The sequence below is a fragment of the Pelagerythrobacter marinus genome, from assembly GCF_034375205.1.
In the GTDB taxonomy this organism is placed as follows: Bacteria; Pseudomonadota; Alphaproteobacteria; order Sphingomonadales; family Sphingomonadaceae; genus Pelagerythrobacter; species Pelagerythrobacter marinus.
This window is the reverse complement of sequence record NZ_CP139719.1, coordinates 1280347-1294465: the sequence shown is the minus strand read 5'-3', so window position 1 is coordinate 1294465 and position 14119 is coordinate 1280347. Positions and strand designations below refer to the sequence as shown.

16 protein-coding genes and 1 tRNA gene are annotated in these 14119 nt (G+C 69.7%); 5 read left to right on the top strand and 12 right to left on the bottom strand.

Translation table 11 applies throughout. From position 1 onward, the window contains the following. Positions 1-66: 66 nt before the first annotated feature. Positions 67-1482 carry a helix-turn-helix domain-containing protein gene (locus T8T98_RS06265; RefSeq protein ID WP_251105742.1) on the bottom strand — a complete coding sequence of 472 codons (1416 nt, stop codon included), beginning with the start codon at positions 1480-1482 and terminating at the stop codon, positions 67-69. 147 nt (positions 1483-1629) lie between these two features. Between T8T98_RS06265 and T8T98_RS06260 the strand changes: the two genes are divergently transcribed. The 3 genes from T8T98_RS06260 to T8T98_RS06250 all read left to right on the top strand — a co-directional run bounded on the left by T8T98_RS06260 (position 1630) and on the right by T8T98_RS06250 (position 4142). Further along, positions 1630-3228: an isocitrate lyase gene (locus tag T8T98_RS06260; RefSeq protein WP_160732776.1), complete on the top strand. Its 1599-nt coding sequence runs from the start codon at positions 1630-1632 to the stop codon at positions 3226-3228. 70 nt (positions 3229-3298) lie between these two features. Further along, on the top strand, positions 3299-3472 hold the full coding sequence (locus T8T98_RS06255) for a hypothetical protein (protein ID WP_202388934.1): 174 nt from the start codon (positions 3299-3301) through the stop codon (positions 3470-3472). A gap of 136 nt (positions 3473-3608) precedes the next feature. Next, on the top strand, positions 3609-4142 hold the full coding sequence (locus tag T8T98_RS06250) for a hypothetical protein (protein ID WP_251105743.1): 534 nt from the start codon (positions 3609-3611) through the stop codon (positions 4140-4142). A 19-nt stretch (positions 4143-4161) separates the two neighbouring features. Here T8T98_RS06250 and T8T98_RS06245 read toward each other — a convergent pair whose 3' ends face one another. The 8 genes from T8T98_RS06245 to efp all read right to left on the bottom strand — a co-directional run bounded on the left by T8T98_RS06245 (position 4162) and on the right by efp (position 10762). Next, on the bottom strand, positions 4162-5451 hold the full coding sequence (locus T8T98_RS06245; RefSeq protein ID WP_237486795.1) for an amidohydrolase: 1290 nt from the start codon (positions 5449-5451) through the stop codon (positions 4162-4164). A gap of 235 nt (positions 5452-5686) precedes the next feature. Continuing rightward, a complete protein-coding gene (locus T8T98_RS06240) occupies positions 5687-7450 on the bottom strand; it encodes an SLC13 family permease (RefSeq protein ID WP_160732773.1) in 1764 nt (587 codons plus the stop codon). Positions 7451-7578: 128 nt separating this feature from the next. Continuing rightward, the gene (locus tag T8T98_RS06235) at positions 7579-8160 is read right to left on the bottom strand and encodes a TetR family transcriptional regulator (protein WP_251105745.1); all 582 of its coding nucleotides are present in this window, start codon (positions 8158-8160) and stop codon (positions 7579-7581) included. After that, positions 8161-8604, bottom strand: coding sequence for a methyltransferase family protein (locus tag T8T98_RS06230; RefSeq protein WP_251105746.1), 444 nt, complete (start codon positions 8602-8604; stop codon positions 8161-8163). It abuts the gene before it with no gap. A 202-nt stretch (positions 8605-8806) separates the two neighbouring features. Continuing rightward, positions 8807-8891: transfer RNA gene (locus T8T98_RS06225), tRNA-Leu, on the bottom strand. Between the two features lie 102 nt (positions 8892-8993). Continuing rightward, the gene (locus T8T98_RS06220; RefSeq protein WP_251105747.1) at positions 8994-9827 is read right to left on the bottom strand and encodes an inositol monophosphatase family protein; all 834 of its coding nucleotides are present in this window, start codon (positions 9825-9827) and stop codon (positions 8994-8996) included. A gap of 16 nt (positions 9828-9843) precedes the next feature. After that, complete coding sequence (locus T8T98_RS06215; protein WP_251105748.1) at positions 9844-10197, bottom strand: hypothetical protein; 354 nt, start codon at positions 10195-10197, stop codon at positions 9844-9846. Between the two features lies 1 nt (position 10198). Continuing rightward, positions 10199-10762, bottom strand: coding sequence for an elongation factor P (efp, locus tag T8T98_RS06210; protein ID WP_160732769.1), 564 nt, complete (start codon positions 10760-10762; stop codon positions 10199-10201). 128 nt (positions 10763-10890) lie between these two features. On the opposite strand from efp, the gene T8T98_RS06205 reads away from it, so the two are divergent. Next, a complete protein-coding gene (locus T8T98_RS06205) occupies positions 10891-11292 on the top strand; it encodes an elongation factor P (protein ID WP_251105749.1) in 402 nt (133 codons plus the stop codon). 8 nt (positions 11293-11300) lie between these two features. On the opposite strand, the gene T8T98_RS06200 is transcribed toward T8T98_RS06205, so the two are convergent. Beyond that, the gene (locus T8T98_RS06200; protein WP_251105750.1) at positions 11301-11999 is read right to left on the bottom strand and encodes a M23 family metallopeptidase; all 699 of its coding nucleotides are present in this window, start codon (positions 11997-11999) and stop codon (positions 11301-11303) included. A 67-nt stretch (positions 12000-12066) separates the two neighbouring features. Further along, positions 12067-12708, bottom strand: coding sequence for a thiamine phosphate synthase (thiE, locus tag T8T98_RS06195; protein WP_251105751.1), 642 nt, complete (start codon positions 12706-12708; stop codon positions 12067-12069). A gap of 79 nt (positions 12709-12787) precedes the next feature. Here thiE and T8T98_RS06190 point away from each other — a divergent pair, with 79 nt between their 5' ends. Beyond that, positions 12788-13198, top strand: a complete 411-nt coding sequence (locus T8T98_RS06190) for a hypothetical protein (protein WP_251105752.1) — start codon at positions 12788-12790, stop codon at positions 13196-13198. Positions 13199-13208: 10 nt separating this feature from the next. Here T8T98_RS06190 and T8T98_RS06185 read toward each other — a convergent pair whose 3' ends face one another. Continuing rightward, positions 13209-14111, bottom strand: coding sequence for a fructose bisphosphate aldolase (locus tag T8T98_RS06185; protein WP_407675103.1), 903 nt, complete (start codon positions 14109-14111; stop codon positions 13209-13211). Positions 14112-14119: the final 8 nt, after the last annotated feature.

The window sequence follows — 14119 nt, the reverse complement described above, 5'->3', positions numbered from 1 at the left end:
ACCGGGCCGGCATAGGCGCCAGAGGTGAAATGTCGGTAAACTTTACAGCCTGCCCCCGCGCGCCGTTCACCCGCGCGTGCGCGAAGGCGGAGCGTCGCCGGCCGCATGGGCGCTGAAACGATAGGGGCTGAACCCGCGCTGGTGGCTGTCGAACGCCAGCTGCGCGTTGCGCGGCGGCAGCGAGCGCTGTCGGCAATCGACGGCGTGGCAGGCCTGGCATCCCGGGCCGATGCGCTGGGCCTGTTCGCGCCGCAGGGCCAGCCCGCGCGCGGCCGCGAGTTCGCCGGCGAAGCGCGCCTCGATCCCGACGACGACCGAGAACTGCGCCTCGTCGCCCGCACCCACGCCTTCCGACATGCGCGCGACGGTCAGCCAGTGGTCGTGCGCCTCGACCCCTTCGACCGCGATTTCCTGCACGCACCACTCGCCCGCGCGGTCGAAGGCCCGGTGCAGGTGCCACAGCGGGCACGTCGCGTCGCCCTCGAAGAACGTCGCCCCGCTCGCCCCGGCGAAGCGCTTGGAAAACTGGCCGGCGCGGTCGACCCGGGCCATGAAGAACGGCAGGCCCCGCTGGCCGACCCGCTGCAAGGTGGTCAGCCGGTGCGCGAGCTGTTCGAAGCTGACCCCGAAGCGGCGCATGAGGACGGGAAAGTCGTAGCCGGTCGCGTCGCAGGCGCGCAGGAACCGGCCATAGGGCATAATCAGCGCGGCGGCGAAATAGCTCTGCAGGTGCCGCTCGAACAGCCGCCGCGCCTGCTCGCTCGCCAGGTCCGCCCCCGCCGCGAGCGCCCGGATCGCGTCGCGCTGTTCCAGCAGGGCGAGCTGGGCCGCGATCTGGAAATTGCGCGATGCCGGGTCGAGCATTTCCGAAAGCTGCAGCTGCCGGGCGTGGAGGTCGAGCCGGCGGACGAGGTCCGGCATGACGTCGCGCGGCAGAATGCGGAGCGCGATCTGGTGCCGTTCGCGCAGCCGCTCGGTCAGCGCCGCGCCCAGGTCGGCACGCGACAGGCGCAGCTCGTCGGCCAGTTCCTCCGCCGCCGTGTCGAGATCGGCGAAGTGGTTGCGCCAGCGCTCGATCTCGCGCCGGCAGGCGGCCAGGGGGTCTTCCCCGCTCGCGGTCCCCTGCCCGGCATTGTCGTAGAGCGTGGCGAAGGCGCTGGCAAAATGCGGGGCCACGGCCAGGATCTCGGCCATCTCGTCGCGGTCGATCGCGAAAGGGGCGAAGCGTTCGTCGGCAAGGCGCCGCGCGAGGCCGTCCACCCCGCCGACATTCTCCGCCTCGCGCAAGCTGCGCGGATCGAAATCGAACCGCTCGACCACCTGCATCATGACGCGCGCGGTCAGCGGGCGCTGGTTGCGTTCGATCAGGTTGAGGTAACTGGGCGATATGCCCAGCTGCCCGGCCATGGCCGCCTGGGTCAGCCCCTCGCGCCGCCGCAAACGGCGCAGGGCCGGGCCGGCAAAGACCGCTTCATCCGCCATATGTAAATACCTTTACAACTTTACACGGCACATTGCCACATTCGGCGCAGTTGGACAACAAAGTATGTAAGTTTTCCTGTCCGCTCCGCTTGTCGGCTGCCATCAAGGGTCCCGAGGCGACCGCCGACATTTTCAGGAGACCTAGACGTGACGTACCAGGGCAAGATCGACGAGTTTCGCAGCACCATCGGCAGCCGCGGCGCCCCGTGGGATGCGATCGATCCCGAGTCGGCGGCCCGGATGAAGATCCAGAACCGCTTCCCCACCGGGCTCGACATCGCGCGCCACACCGCGCGGATCATGCGCGAGGACATGGCGGCCTACGACGCCGATCCCGCCGCCTACACCCAGTCGCTGGGTTGCTGGCACGGGTTCATCGGCCAGCAGAAGATGATCTCGATCAAGAAGCACTTCGGCAGCACCAAGGGCCGTTACCTCTACCTGTCGGGCTGGATGGTCGCCGCGCTGCGCAGCGAGTTCGGGCCCCTGCCCGACCAGTCGATGCACGAGAAGACGAGCGTGCCCGCGCTGATCGAGGAGCTCTATACCTTCCTGCGCCAGGCCGACGCGCGCGAACTGGGCATGATGTTCCGCGATCTCGATGCCGCGCGCGAACGCGGCGACGCGGTCGAAACCAAGCGGCTCGAACACGCGATCGAGAACCACGAGACGCATGTCGTGCCGATCATCGCCGACATCGACGCCGGCTTCGGCAATGCCGAGGCGACTTACCTGCTCGCCCGCAAGATGATCGAGGCCGGGGCCTGCGCGCTCCAGATCGAGAACCAGGTGAGCGACGAGAAGCAATGCGGCCACCAGGACGGCAAGGTCACCGTCCCGCACGAGGACTTCCTGCAGAAGATCCGCGCGATCCGCTATGCCTTCCTCGAACTCGGCGTCGAAGACGGGATCATCGTCGCCCGCACCGACAGCCTCGGCGCCGGCCTGACCAAGCAGATCGCCTATAGCAGCGAGCCGGGCGACCTGGGCGACCAGTACAACGCCTTCCTCGATTGCGACGAGGTGGAACCGGGCTCGATCGGCAACGGCGAGGTCCTGATCACGCGCGACGGCAAGCTCATGCGGCCCAAGCGCCTGCCGAGCAACCTCTACCAGTTCCGCCAGGGAACCGGCGAAGACCGCTGCGTGCTGGACTGCATCACCGCGCTTCAGAACGGGGCCGACCTGCTGTGGATCGAGACCGAGAAGCCCCACATCGGCCAGATCGGCGGGATGGTCAGCCGGATCCGCGAGGTGATCCCCGATGCGAAGCTGGTCTACAACAACTCGCCCAGCTTCAACTGGACGCTCAACTTCCGCCAGCAGGTTTACGACGCCTGGGCGGAGGAAGGCCGCGATCTCTCGGCCTACGACCGGGACAAGCTGATGAGCGTGGATTACGACGGCACCGACCTGGCTGCCGAGGCCGACGAGCGCATCCGCACGTTCCAGAAGGACGCATCGCGCGAGGCAGGCATCTTCCACCACCTGATCACCCTGCCGACCTATCACACGGCGGCGCTGAGCACGGACAACCTCGCCAAGCGTTACTTCGGCGAAGAAGGGATGCTCGGCTACGTCCGCCAGGTCCAGCGCGAGGAGATCCGCCAGGGCATCGCCTGCGTGAAGCACCAGAACATGGCCGGCAGCGACATCGGCGACGACCACAAGGAGTACTTCGCCGGCGAAGCCGCCCTGAAAGCCGGCGGCGAACACAACACGATGAACCAGTTCGCGGCCGCCTGACCGGCGTTCGCAACCCGATCGCGGCGGCACCGTCCCCCGCCGCCGCGACACCGCCTGAAGGAGAGGCACGATGACGACCACCGAAGCCCCGCCCCGCGAACCGGGCCGCGCCCGCGCCCTGTTCTCGACCGCCGATTTCAAGCTCCTGCGCGCCGCGCTGGCCAGCCACGCCCGCACGGTCGAGGATCGCGACGAGCTCGCCCGCATCAACGCATTGCACCACCGGCTCGGCACCTACAGCTGAGCCTGCTCACAGTCTCCTGGGGAGGAGAGCACGGCCGTCGGGGTCCTTCGGGGCTTCGGCGGTCGTCTTGTATCGGCGGCGGGTGGCGGCGGCCCGCGTTGCGGCGATCTTAACCTTTCCCCCCTAGGCGGGCGCAATGGCACGTCGCGCAAGCCCGACCGGACTGAATGCCAAGGTATACAGGCACTTCGCGGTGATCACCGTGTGCCTGACGGGCACCCTGGCGATCTTCGCCGACGGGGAGAACCGCGCCGCGGTCGCCGAGACGATCGACGACCGCGAGGAGCAGACCCGCCTGGCCGAGGCCGAGGCCCGCAAGTACGGCAAGCCCCGCCTGATCAACGCCGCCGGGGCCCGGCCGCGCCAGCGCCCCGCGCGTTTCGACCACGGCGATGCCGGCGGCGAGTTCGGCGCGCCGATGGACCGGGTCGCGGTGACCGAGCTGGGCAGCGGCCGGCAGCCTGCCCGCGGCGGCGGCGCGGTGGGCGGCGCGGGGGCCGGCCCGGTCGTCGATTACACCGCGCTGGGCATGACGCGCGCGGAGTTCGAGAGCCTCTCGCCGAGCCAGCAGCGCGCCCTGCTGGAGCAGCTGCGGGACCGCCGCGCGCGCCAGGCGCGTGCCCTGCTCGAACGCTCGGCCGAACGCAGCGGAACCCGGCTGGAGCTCTAGCGCCCCGCCCCGGCGCCGCTCAGCCCCCCGCTGCCGGCATCAGGTCGAGCGTCGCCGCGGTCAGCGCCTCGGCCGCGGTCGCGATCACTTTCTCCGCGTCGGGCGCCCAGAACGGGCTGTGCAGCGAAGGCAGCGTGGCCTCGCCCCGCTGCGCGGCATCGAACTGTTCCTGCGGCACGCCGCCGACCCAGAAGATCAGCGACTTCACCCCCTCGGGATCGGCGCGCAGGTACTGGCTGAAGTCCTCCCCGCCCATGACCGAGGGCACCTGTTGCACCCGGTCCTGGCCGAAGCGTTCGCGGAAGGCGGCCATCACGTCCTCGGTGAAGTCGGGCGAGTTGTAGGTCGCCGGGGTATAGGGTTCCTGCACCGTCACCTCCGGCATCCGGTCTTCCGGCATCCCGGCGGCGATCGCTTCCCCGCGCGCGATCCGCGCGATCCCGTCGAGCAGCAGCTTGCGCGATTCGTCGGTGTAGGAGCGCACGGTGAGCTGGAGCCGCGCCTCGTCGGAGATGATGTTGTGCTTCGCGCCCGAGTGGAAGCTGCCGACCGTCACCACCGCCGGTTCGAGCGGGCTCGATTCGCGGCTGACCAGCGTCTGCAGCTTCATCACGATCGCGCTGGCGAGCACGATCGGGTCGCGCGTCGTGTGCGGATAGGCGCCGTGGCCGCCGACGCCGGGGATGACGACGTCCACGCTGTCCACGTTGGCCAGGGCGAAGCCGGGGGAATAGCCGATCATCCCGGCGGGGAACTGCGCCGCGTCGTGGAAGGCGATCACGTAATCGGGCTTGGGGAAGCGGGTGTAGAGGCCGTCCTCGATCATCGCGAGCGCGCCTTCGCCCAGTTCCTCGGCCGGCTGGAGGATCATGACCAGCGTGCCCGACCAGCTATCGCGCCGTTCGACCAGTTGCATCGCCGCGCCGTACCAGGCCGCCATGTGGGTATCGTGCCCGCAGGCATGCATGACCCCGGTCTCCACGCCCGAGGCCGGCACCGCGACCTCTTTCGAAGCGAAGGGCAGGCCCGTCTGTTCGACCACCGGCAGCCCGTCCATGTCCGCGCGCAGCATGACGGTGGGGCCTTCGCCGTTCTCCAGCACGGCGACGACGCCGGTGCGGCCGACCTGCTCGGTCACGGTAAAGCCCAGTTCGCGCATGCGCGCCGCCAGCTTGGCCGCGGTCTTCACTTCCTGGAAGCTGAGTTCGGGGTGGGCGTGGAGATCGCGGTACAGTTCCATCAGGCCCGGCATGTCGGCCGCGACCGCGTCGCGCAGTTCGTCGGCCTGGGCCGGGACAGCCATCATCATGGCCCCGGCAAAGAGCGAGACCCGTGACGCAAAACGCCTTGCACGTTTGCTGGAAATGCCTGCGATCATTGAACGATTCCCTCCTGCTCGTGACCTTTCGCCCGGCCTGCCGCGCGCGCCGTGACCTTTCGTCCCCGCCGCGCCTGCCGCCGCACCGCCCCCGGGGGCGACCCCCGCGGGCAACCCCGGAGCTGCAACCATTGCAGATCGCGCGCCTGTAGGAAAGCGGTCGCGCTTACATGCCGTAAGTCGTCACCAGCAGGACCGAGAGCGTCGCCACCATCAGCAGGACGAGCGGCACGCCGGTGCGGATGTAGTCTTTGAACTCGTAGTTCCCCTCCGCCATGATCAGCATGTTCGTCTGGTAGGCGATCGGCGTGGCGTAACACAGGTTGCACCCGAACAGGACCGCCAGGATCAGCGGTTCGGGCGGCAGGCCGAGCTGCTGCGCGATGCTGAAGGCGATCGGGGTGCCGACCGTCGCCGCGGTGGCGTTGGAGGCGAAATTGGTCAGGAACGTCACGAAGAGCATGATCGTGGCGAGAACCGCGGCGGGCGGCAGGAACTGCAGCCCCGATGCCAGCGCCTCGCCCAGCCAGGCCGCCGCCCCGCTTTCGAGCACGATCCGGCCGACCGCGATGCTGGCCGCGACCAGCACGATGACCTTGGCCGACAGCGCGCGGCCCACGCGGTCGAACTTCACGCAGCCGGTCACGAACATCAGGATCGCCCCGGCCAGCGCCGAGATGGCGATCGGCAGGAGCCCGATCGACGCCAGCCCGACCGAACCGAGCATGATCGCGCCCGCCAGCACCGCCTTCGAGCGGCGCGGAAGCTCGCGCATGCCCTCCAGCGTCAGGAGGCTGTCGGCGCGGGCGAAATCGTTGAGATCCTCCCCCAGTCCCATGACCAGCAGGACGTCGCCTTCGGCGATCCGCAGGTCGCCCCCTTCGCTGTAACGGTCTTTCTCCCCCACCAGCCGGTCGGGCCGGTGGATGCCGAGCACCGCGACGCCGTAGAGATCGGCAATGCCCGATGTCGGCAGGGTGCGGTTGATGAGGCGCGAATCGGCCGTGACCGTCATTTCGACGACCGCGATATCGGCCCCGGTTTCCGAGGAGCGCCGCCGGATCCGGTCGAGCACCCAGGCCGGGGCGACTTCGCCCTTGAGCGTGCGCATCGCCTCTTCCAGCGCCTCGTGCGTGCCCGAGATCGTCAACTGCTGCTGCGGCTGGATCGGCCCGGCGGGCGCGTCGTGGAAGGCGATGTCCGCCGGCAGCCGCGGGAGGATGGAGGCGAGGACCTGGCCGTTCAGCGCGCTGTCGTCGCCGATCCGCAGGCGGGTCTGGAACCGGCGGGGGACATAGGCCTCGGCCACCGTGTTGTCGCGCAGGAGGCGCGGCATGACGAGCCAGAGATAGGGCAGCGCGATCAGCGAGGCGGCGAGGACGATCGGCGTGTAGTGGAACACGCCCATCGGCGGCATTCCCAGGTCGCGCGCGATCGAGACGACGAGGATGTTGGTCGACGTGCCGATCGTGGTCGCCATGCCGCCGATCAGCACGGCGGCGTTGAGCGGGATCAGCGTCTTCGATGCCGGCATCGCCCCGCGCGCGGCGAGGCTGACGAAGATCGGCAGGAGGAGGACGAGAACCGGCGTGTCGTTGACGCCCATCGACAGGGCGAAAGCGATCAGCAGCGATACCAGCAGGCCGAGCTGGACGTTGAGCTTGAACACGCGTTCGAGGAACCGGGCCGCCGGCTCCAGCGCGCCGGTGACCACCAGCCCGCGGCCCATGATCATCAGCGCGCAGATCGTTATCAGCGCGTAGTGGCCGAAGCCCGAGAAGGCGAGTTGCAGCCCGTCGGTCGGGCCCGTCCCCTCGAGCGGGAAGAAGTAGAGACCGACCGCGATCACCGCGATCGTCAACAGCGAGATGATCTCCACCGGCATGCGCCCGCGCGCGAAGGCGACGAACATGACGACCGTGATCGCCATCGCCGCAATCGCGTGGAAAGAAGGAACCCCCGGCAACATTCGCTGCCGAATTCCCAGAGGTGCGCCGCAATATCAAGCGAATATCGCCGCCCCGCCCGCGCCCGGCGGGAAACCGCGCGACCGGGCGGTCAGCCCGGGGCGAGCGCGCGCACCAGCGCGGCGACGACCGCCCGCGCCCGTGCGTCGGTCGCCCGCGCGCGGAAGCGGGCGATGGCGAAGGGCACGCGGAAGGGCATCGTCGCGTCTTCCACCACTTGCACCGCCTGCTCCACCTCGTCCGCGGGGACGAAGGCGGCGACGATCCGCGCCAGGTCGTCGGTCAGCCGCGCGGTATGCGCGCCGACCAGGTCCATGTGATCGGCGGCGAGCGCAAGGTAGGCTTCGAACACCGCCGGGTCGGCGTCATGGCGCTCGCGCTTCAGCGCCAGCAGCGCCAGCACCCAGCGTTCGAGCCGCTCGGGGCCGGGCAGGTCGAGCGCGGCGATCTCGGCCGAACGCGCCTCGACCTCGCGGAACCAGCGCCCGGCCAGCGCGCGGACGAGATCGGCCTTGGTCGGGAAGAACCGGTGGGCATAGGATTGCGACATTCCCACGCGCCGCGCCAGATCGGACAGGACGAGCCGCCGCCCGCCGCTTTCCACCAGCATCCGTTCCGCCTCGTCCACCATGCGCGCGCGCACGGCCGCGACATCGGCCGGGGGCCGCGGCACCTAGAGCCACCTTCGCACGCGCGCGGCATAGGCATCGTACTGCGCGCCGAAACCGGCCCGCAGCGCGCGCTCTTCGTGCGGGATGTACCAGGTGGAAGCCGCGAGGAAGAACAGCGCCGGGGCAACCAGCGCACACCAGTGGTTCACGAACAGTCCGGCCGCGAGCAGCAGCAGCAGGAAACCGAGATACATCGGGTTGCGCGAAAAGCGGAACAGCCCGTCGGTCACCAGCGAGCGCGGATCGCGGAACGTGTGGATTTCCGCCGCGCGGGCGCGGAACTGTAGGCGTGCCCAGACGAGGATCGCGAGCCCGGCGACGAGCGGAACGTCCCACGGCAGCGCGCGGCCGGCGCGGATCGCGTAGGCATCCGAATGGAACAGCGCCAGCCCGGCCTGGGCGGCGAGCAGGAGCAGGAAGAGGACGGGGGGTATCACGCGCTGCACGGGCTTTCTCCTCGGTAACGATAAACGATAGATTTCATCTTTTATCGTTTTTGGCAAGCGCGAAGCCGCCGGCCGCAACGGCGCCGAACCGCGGGCCGAGGCACGCGACCTGCACCGGGTATCGGCAGAAGTGCGAGGAGGGCAATGTGCGAAGATGCGAATGTGCGAAGGGGGTGGCGACGGCCTTCGCGCGCCCTGCCCCTGGTGCCCCTGGCCGGACTCGAACCGGCACTTCCGTGGAAATTCGATTTTGAGTCGAACGCGTCTACCAATTCCGCCACAGGGGCACAGGTGCGGGAGAGCGGCGGATAGCCGCGCGCGGGCCGGGGTTCAAGCGGCAGCGACGCGCACGCCCCGCGGCGCCGCCCCTGCCCGGGCGGCGCGGATCGTCAGGCCTTGAGCGCGCCCGCCAGCAGCTTGTGGAGCTTGGAATGGAGCGTGTCGTTCGCGGCCAGGACCTGCTTCGCGTGGATCGGCTGCGTGCGCCCGCGATAGTCGCTGACGAAGCCGCCCGCCTCGCGCACCAGCAGGCAGCCGGCGGCGGTGTCCCACAGCGCGAGGTCGCTTTCCCAGAAGCCGTCGAACCGGCCCGCGGCCAGCCAGGCGAGGTCGAGCGAGGCCGCGCCGTAGCGGCGGATGCCGGCGACCTGCGGCCCGATCGCGGCGAAGATCCGGCCCCATTCGCCGAAATCGCCGTGGCCGCCATAGGGAATGCCGGTCGCGATCAGCGATTCGGGCAGGCGCGAGCGCGACGAGACCCGCAGGCGCGCGTCCTGCAGCCAGGCGCCGCGCGATTTCTCGGCCCAGAACGTCTCGTCGGTGATCGGCTGGTAGACGACCCCGGCCGTCACCTCGCCCCAGCCCGAACCGTCCGGCCCCTTCCCGTCCAGCGCAGGCTCCTGCACTGCGATCGAGATCGCGAAGTGGGGAATGCCGTGGAGGAAGTTGCTGGTGCCGTCGAGCGGATCGACGATCCAGCGCGGCTTGCCCGGATCGCCCTCGATCGTGCCGGCCTCCTCCATCACGAAGCCCCAGTCGGGGCGGGCATGGATCAGTTCGTCGTAGATCGTGCGTTCGGCCGCGCGGTCGGCCTTGGAAACGAAGTCCGAAGGCCCCTTGCGGCTGACCTGGAGGTGCTCGATCTCGCCGAAGTCGCGGCGCAGGCGGCCGCCGGCCTTGCGCGCGGCGCGCTCCATTACGCGGATCAGTCCGGAAAGGGCCATCGTCTTGTCAGTCCTGTCAGTCGAGCGCGATCTGGATCGATTGCGCGGTCAGTTCGATTTCGCCCCACCCGCTCGATATGTTGGCATAGTCGCCGTCGATCGCGGCCGAGTAGATATCGGAATAATCGACCTCGCGCCCGTCTTCGGGCCGGGCCTTGCGCAGGCGAAGGTCGTCGAGGTCGGCGAAACGGATGAAGCCCTTGCGATAGCAGCCGTCCTCGCCGTCGCCGGGCGCCTGGTAACGCGGGTGGGCGTCGAGCAGGTGGAAATCCATCTCCAGCGTGAGCGACTCGTCGTCGTAGATCACGCCGAGGATATAGCTGGTGGCCAGGTCGATCCCGGCCAGTCTCGGATCGCCCCCTTCGCCCATGTCAGCCCGCCTTGCCCACGTAAGTGCGTTCGTAGACGTCGACCACGATCCGCGTCCCGCTCTCGATATGGGGCGGCACCATCACGCGCACGCCGTTGTCGAGCACCGCGGGCTTGTAGCTGGAGGAAGCGGTCTGCCCCTTCACCACCGCGTCGGCTTCGACGATCGTCGCCTCGACCTGTTCGGGCAGCGCGACCGAGATCGGCTTCTCCTCCCACAGCTCCAGCGTCACCTGCATTCCGTCCTGCAGGAAGGCCTTGGCCTCGCCCAGCAGGTCCGACGGCAGGTGGATCTGTTCGTAGTTCTCCTGGTCCATGAAGACCAGCATGTCGCCGTCTTCGTAGAGGTACTGGAATTCCTTGGTGTCGAGCCGGACGCGCTCGACCGTGTCGGCGCTGCGGAAGCGGACGTTCGTCTTGCGGCCATCCTGCAGGTTCTTCATCTCGACCTGCATGTAGGCACCGCCCTTGCCGGGCTGCGTGTGCTGGATCTTGGCGACTTTCCAGATGCCGCCTTCGTATTCGAGGATGTTGCCGGGACGGATGTCCACGCCGCTGATTTTCATGGTTCAAGGAGCCTTCGTCTGATGGGCGGAGCAGCCCGCCCGCAATCGCGCGCCGCGCCTTAACCCAGCGGCCCTGTTCGGGCAAGGTCGCTGGCGCGCGGGCGGCGCGAATGCTAAGGGGCGCGCCGATGCCCCGTTCCTCCGCCATTTCCCGCGCCCCGCGCGCGGTCGCCGCCGGCCTGGCGATCGCCGCCGGCGCGCCTGCCGTCGGGCCGGCAGCCGCCGCGCCGGGGGGCAAGCTCGGCACGCTGCCGCACGGCATCTACCGCTGCGCCACGCCCGGCGACGCGGCGGGCCAGCCCTGGCGCCCGATCGCGGGGGACGCGTTCGCGATCAACACCGCCTCCACCTACCGCGCGCAGGGCGACACCGGGACGTACCTGCTGACCGGCGACAGCGTGGTCTTCACGCGCGGGCCGTTGAAGGGGCGGCGCTTCGTGCGCACCGGCACCGGGACCCTGCGCGAACTGGGCGCCGACGGCGTGCCGGGGCGCGTGCGCTGCGTGCGCGGCGGGGTCGGCCGGCCCTGAAACCCGCGCTAGCGCGCGCCGGTCAGCAGCGGATAGGGATTGATCGCATTGGCCGGCTCCCACCACTCGGCATCGGCGGTGGTCCGCAGCATCGCGAAATGCAGGTGCGGCGTCTCGCCCGAGGCGCTGCCCGTGCTGCCGACCGCGCCCAGCCGCTGGCCGCGCCGGATGCGCTGCCCCTCGGTCAGGCCGGGCGCATATTGCTGGAGATGGGCGTAGTAATAGATCGTCTCCCCGTCGGTGGAGCGGACGTAGATCGTGTTGCCCCCGGCCTCGGAGCGGAACAGCTTCTCGATCGTGCCCGGCGCGGCCGCGACCACGCTGGTGCCTTCCGGGGCCATGATGTCGATCGCCTCGTGCAGCCCTGCGCCCTCGTCGCGGCTGTCGGTGAACGTGTCGCTGAGGTCGCGCGCGCGCACGTTGAGCACGGGAATGATCAGGTCGCGCGTCGACGTGCCGGGCGTCGCCGCCGGGGCCGGTTCCAGCGGCGCGGCGCGCAAGGCGCCGCCGGCCGGGCCCGCCGGATCGTCGGTCGCGACCGGTGTCGGGATGGGGCTCGGCGCGGCCTCGGCCGGCCGGGTCGTCTCGCGCTGCCCCTCGCTGTCGGCGAGTTCGATCAGGCTGCCCCCCGCGACGATCCACACGGCGGACGTCAGCGTGGCGGTGACCACCACGGTGAGGGTGCGATCGATGAAGTCGAGGGCCATAGCCGCTTGGAATAGCACGCTTTCGGTTCGGCAGCCATAGACCTGGCACGCCCCGCCCGCGGGCCGATCAGTCCCCGCCGGCCGCCGCGATCGCGCGGTGGAAGTCGCCGACGGCCGCGCCCGGGTCCGCCGCGCCCCAGACCGCGTGGCTCACGGCGAGGAAATCGGCCCCCGCGGCGACCAGCGGGGCGCAGTTGTCCGGCGTGATGCCGCCGATCGCGACGCAGGGGATCTCGAACAGCGATTGCCACCAGGCCAGCAGTTCCGGCCCGGGCCGGTGCTCGCTCGCCTTTGTCTCGCTGGGGAAGAAGCTGCCGAAGGCGACGTAGTCGGCCCCGGCCTCCCCCGCCTCCATCGCCAGGTGCTTCGACGCATGGCACGTCACCCCGATCTGCGCCTCGCGCCCCAGCGCCTCGCGCGCCTCGCGCGGGGAGCCGTCGGCCTGCCCCAGGTGCACGCCGTCGGCGCCCAGGCGCCTGGCCAGGGGAACCGAATCGTTGACGATGAAGGCGCATTCGCGCGCGGCGCAGATCTCCTGCAAGGGCGCGGCGAGGCGCGCGGCCTCGTGCTGGTCGATGCCTTTCACGCGCAGCTGGAACGCGGCCACCGGGCCGCCGGCGAGCGCGGTTTCGAGCCGGGCCGGAAAATCTCCCCCCACGTCGAGGGGGGAGATCAGGTAGAGCTGCGTGGGCGGGTTGGTTGCTGTCATGAGGCGGCTAGGTAATGGCCCGGCGCGGATTCGTCACGCGTTCAGGCACCCGAAAGGGCGGCTGCGCGTTATGGCCGGCATGGCTGCCGCAATCTCGCCCTTCGCCGCCGCACCATTCGCCCTCGTCGCCTTGGCGCTGGGCGGGTGCGTGCTCGTGCCCGATGCGCCGAACGTCGAAGGCACCCCCGCGCCCGAAGGGCACGGCGTGCCGATCGACCGGCCGGTGCGCGTCGGCGAGCTCGTCGTCACGCCCAGGGCCGTGGTCGAGGACAGCCGCTGTCCCGAAAACGCGCGCTGCGTCTGGCCGGGGCGGCTGATCGTGCGGACGCGGATCGACGGGGCGGGCTGGCGCGACACGGCCGACCTGACGCTGGGGCAGACATACGGCACGCACGGGCGCGTCATCGCGCTCGTTTCCGCGACCCCCGGGCGCCAGGCCGAAAGCGAGATCGAAACCCGCGCGTACCGCTTCGTCTACGCGGCGCGCTAGCCCGCGCGGATCAGGCCATGCTGGCGGCGTGGATCCGGTCGATCGCCGCGCCCAGCGTCGCGTCGAATTCCTCGTCGCTCTGCGTCGCGCGCAGATCCTGCAGCAGGCCGCGGCTGAAGCTGGCGATCATGCCCGGGTTCTGCGCCAGCTTCTCGCACGCCTCGTCGGTCGAATAGCCGCCCGACAGCGCGACGACGCGCAGGACGCGCGGATGATCGACGAGCCCGGAGTAGAGCCCCGCCTCGGCCGGGATCGAGAGCTTGAGCATGACCTTCTGGTCCGCCGGCAGGGCGTCGAGCCCCTCCTCGATCGCTTCGAGCAGGATCTTTTCGCCCTCGGCACGGTCTTCGGCCTTGATGTCGTATTCGGGCTCGATGATCGGGACCAGCCCGGCGGCGAGAATGCGCGCGCCCTCGGCGAACTGCTGGCGCACGATCGCCTTGATCCCCGCAGGTTCGTTGCGCTTGATGACCGAACGCATCTTGGTGCCGAAGACGCCCTTGGCCTTCGCGCGTTCGAGCAGGCTTTCGAGGTCGGGCATCGGCTTCATCATCTGGACGCCGTTCGCTTCGTCCTCCAGCCCCTTGTCGACCTTGAGGAAAGGCACGATGCCGCGTTCCTTCAGCCGGTCGGGCACTGGCTTGCCGCCGCTTTCGCCGTCCATCGTCTTCTCGAACAAGATTGCGCCCAGCACCTTGCCGCAGCCGAAGCACGGGCTTTCGACGATCCGGCTGCGCATGGCGTGAATCCGGGCAAACATCTCGTCCTCGTTCGACCAGGAATCGTCGGAAACCCCGTATCCGCGCAGGGCCTTCGGCGTGGAGCCGCCGGACTGGTCCAGCGCGGCGATAAAGCCCTGCCCGTTGGCAATGCGGTCGGTCATTTCCTGGTGGTTCATCGACAGTGTCCTCATGTCCGGTG

Excerpts from the sequence above, each read along its gene's own strand:
- T8T98_RS06265 (WP_251105742.1), bottom strand. The coding sequence starts at position 1,482 with ATGGCGGATGAAGCGGTCTTTGCCGGCCCGGCCCTGCGCCGTTTGCGG.
- T8T98_RS06255 (WP_202388934.1), top strand. The coding sequence starts at position 3,299 with ATGACGACCACCGAAGCCCCGCCCCGCGAACCGGGCCGCGCCCGCGCC.
- T8T98_RS06250 (WP_251105743.1), top strand. The coding sequence starts at position 3,609 with ATGGCACGTCGCGCAAGCCCGACCGGACTGAATGCCAAGGTATACAGG.
- T8T98_RS06245 (WP_237486795.1), bottom strand. The coding sequence starts at position 5,451 with ATGATGATGGCTGTCCCGGCCCAGGCCGACGAACTGCGCGACGCGGTC.
- T8T98_RS06240 (WP_160732773.1), bottom strand. The coding sequence starts at position 7,450 with ATGGCGATCACGGTCGTCATGTTCGTCGCCTTCGCGCGCGGGCGCATG.
- T8T98_RS06220 (WP_251105747.1), bottom strand. The coding sequence starts at position 9,827 with ATGGCCCTTTCCGGACTGATCCGCGTAATGGAGCGCGCCGCGCGCAAG.
- T8T98_RS06215 (WP_251105748.1), bottom strand. The coding sequence starts at position 10,197 with ATGGGCGAAGGGGGCGATCCGAGACTGGCCGGGATCGACCTGGCCACC.
- efp (WP_160732769.1), bottom strand. The coding sequence starts at position 10,762 with ATGAAAATCAGCGGCGTGGACATCCGTCCCGGCAACATCCTCGAATAC.
- T8T98_RS06205 (WP_251105749.1), top strand. The coding sequence starts at position 10,891 with ATGCCCCGTTCCTCCGCCATTTCCCGCGCCCCGCGCGCGGTCGCCGCC.
- T8T98_RS06200 (WP_251105750.1), bottom strand. The coding sequence starts at position 11,999 with ATGGCCCTCGACTTCATCGATCGCACCCTCACCGTGGTGGTCACCGCC.
- thiE (WP_251105751.1), bottom strand. The coding sequence starts at position 12,708 with ATGACAGCAACCAACCCGCCCACGCAGCTCTACCTGATCTCCCCCCTC.
- T8T98_RS06190 (WP_251105752.1), top strand. The coding sequence starts at position 12,788 with ATGGCTGCCGCAATCTCGCCCTTCGCCGCCGCACCATTCGCCCTCGTC.
- T8T98_RS06185 (WP_407675103.1), bottom strand. The coding sequence starts at position 14,111 with ATGAGGACACTGTCGATGAACCACCAGGAAATGACCGACCGCATTGCC.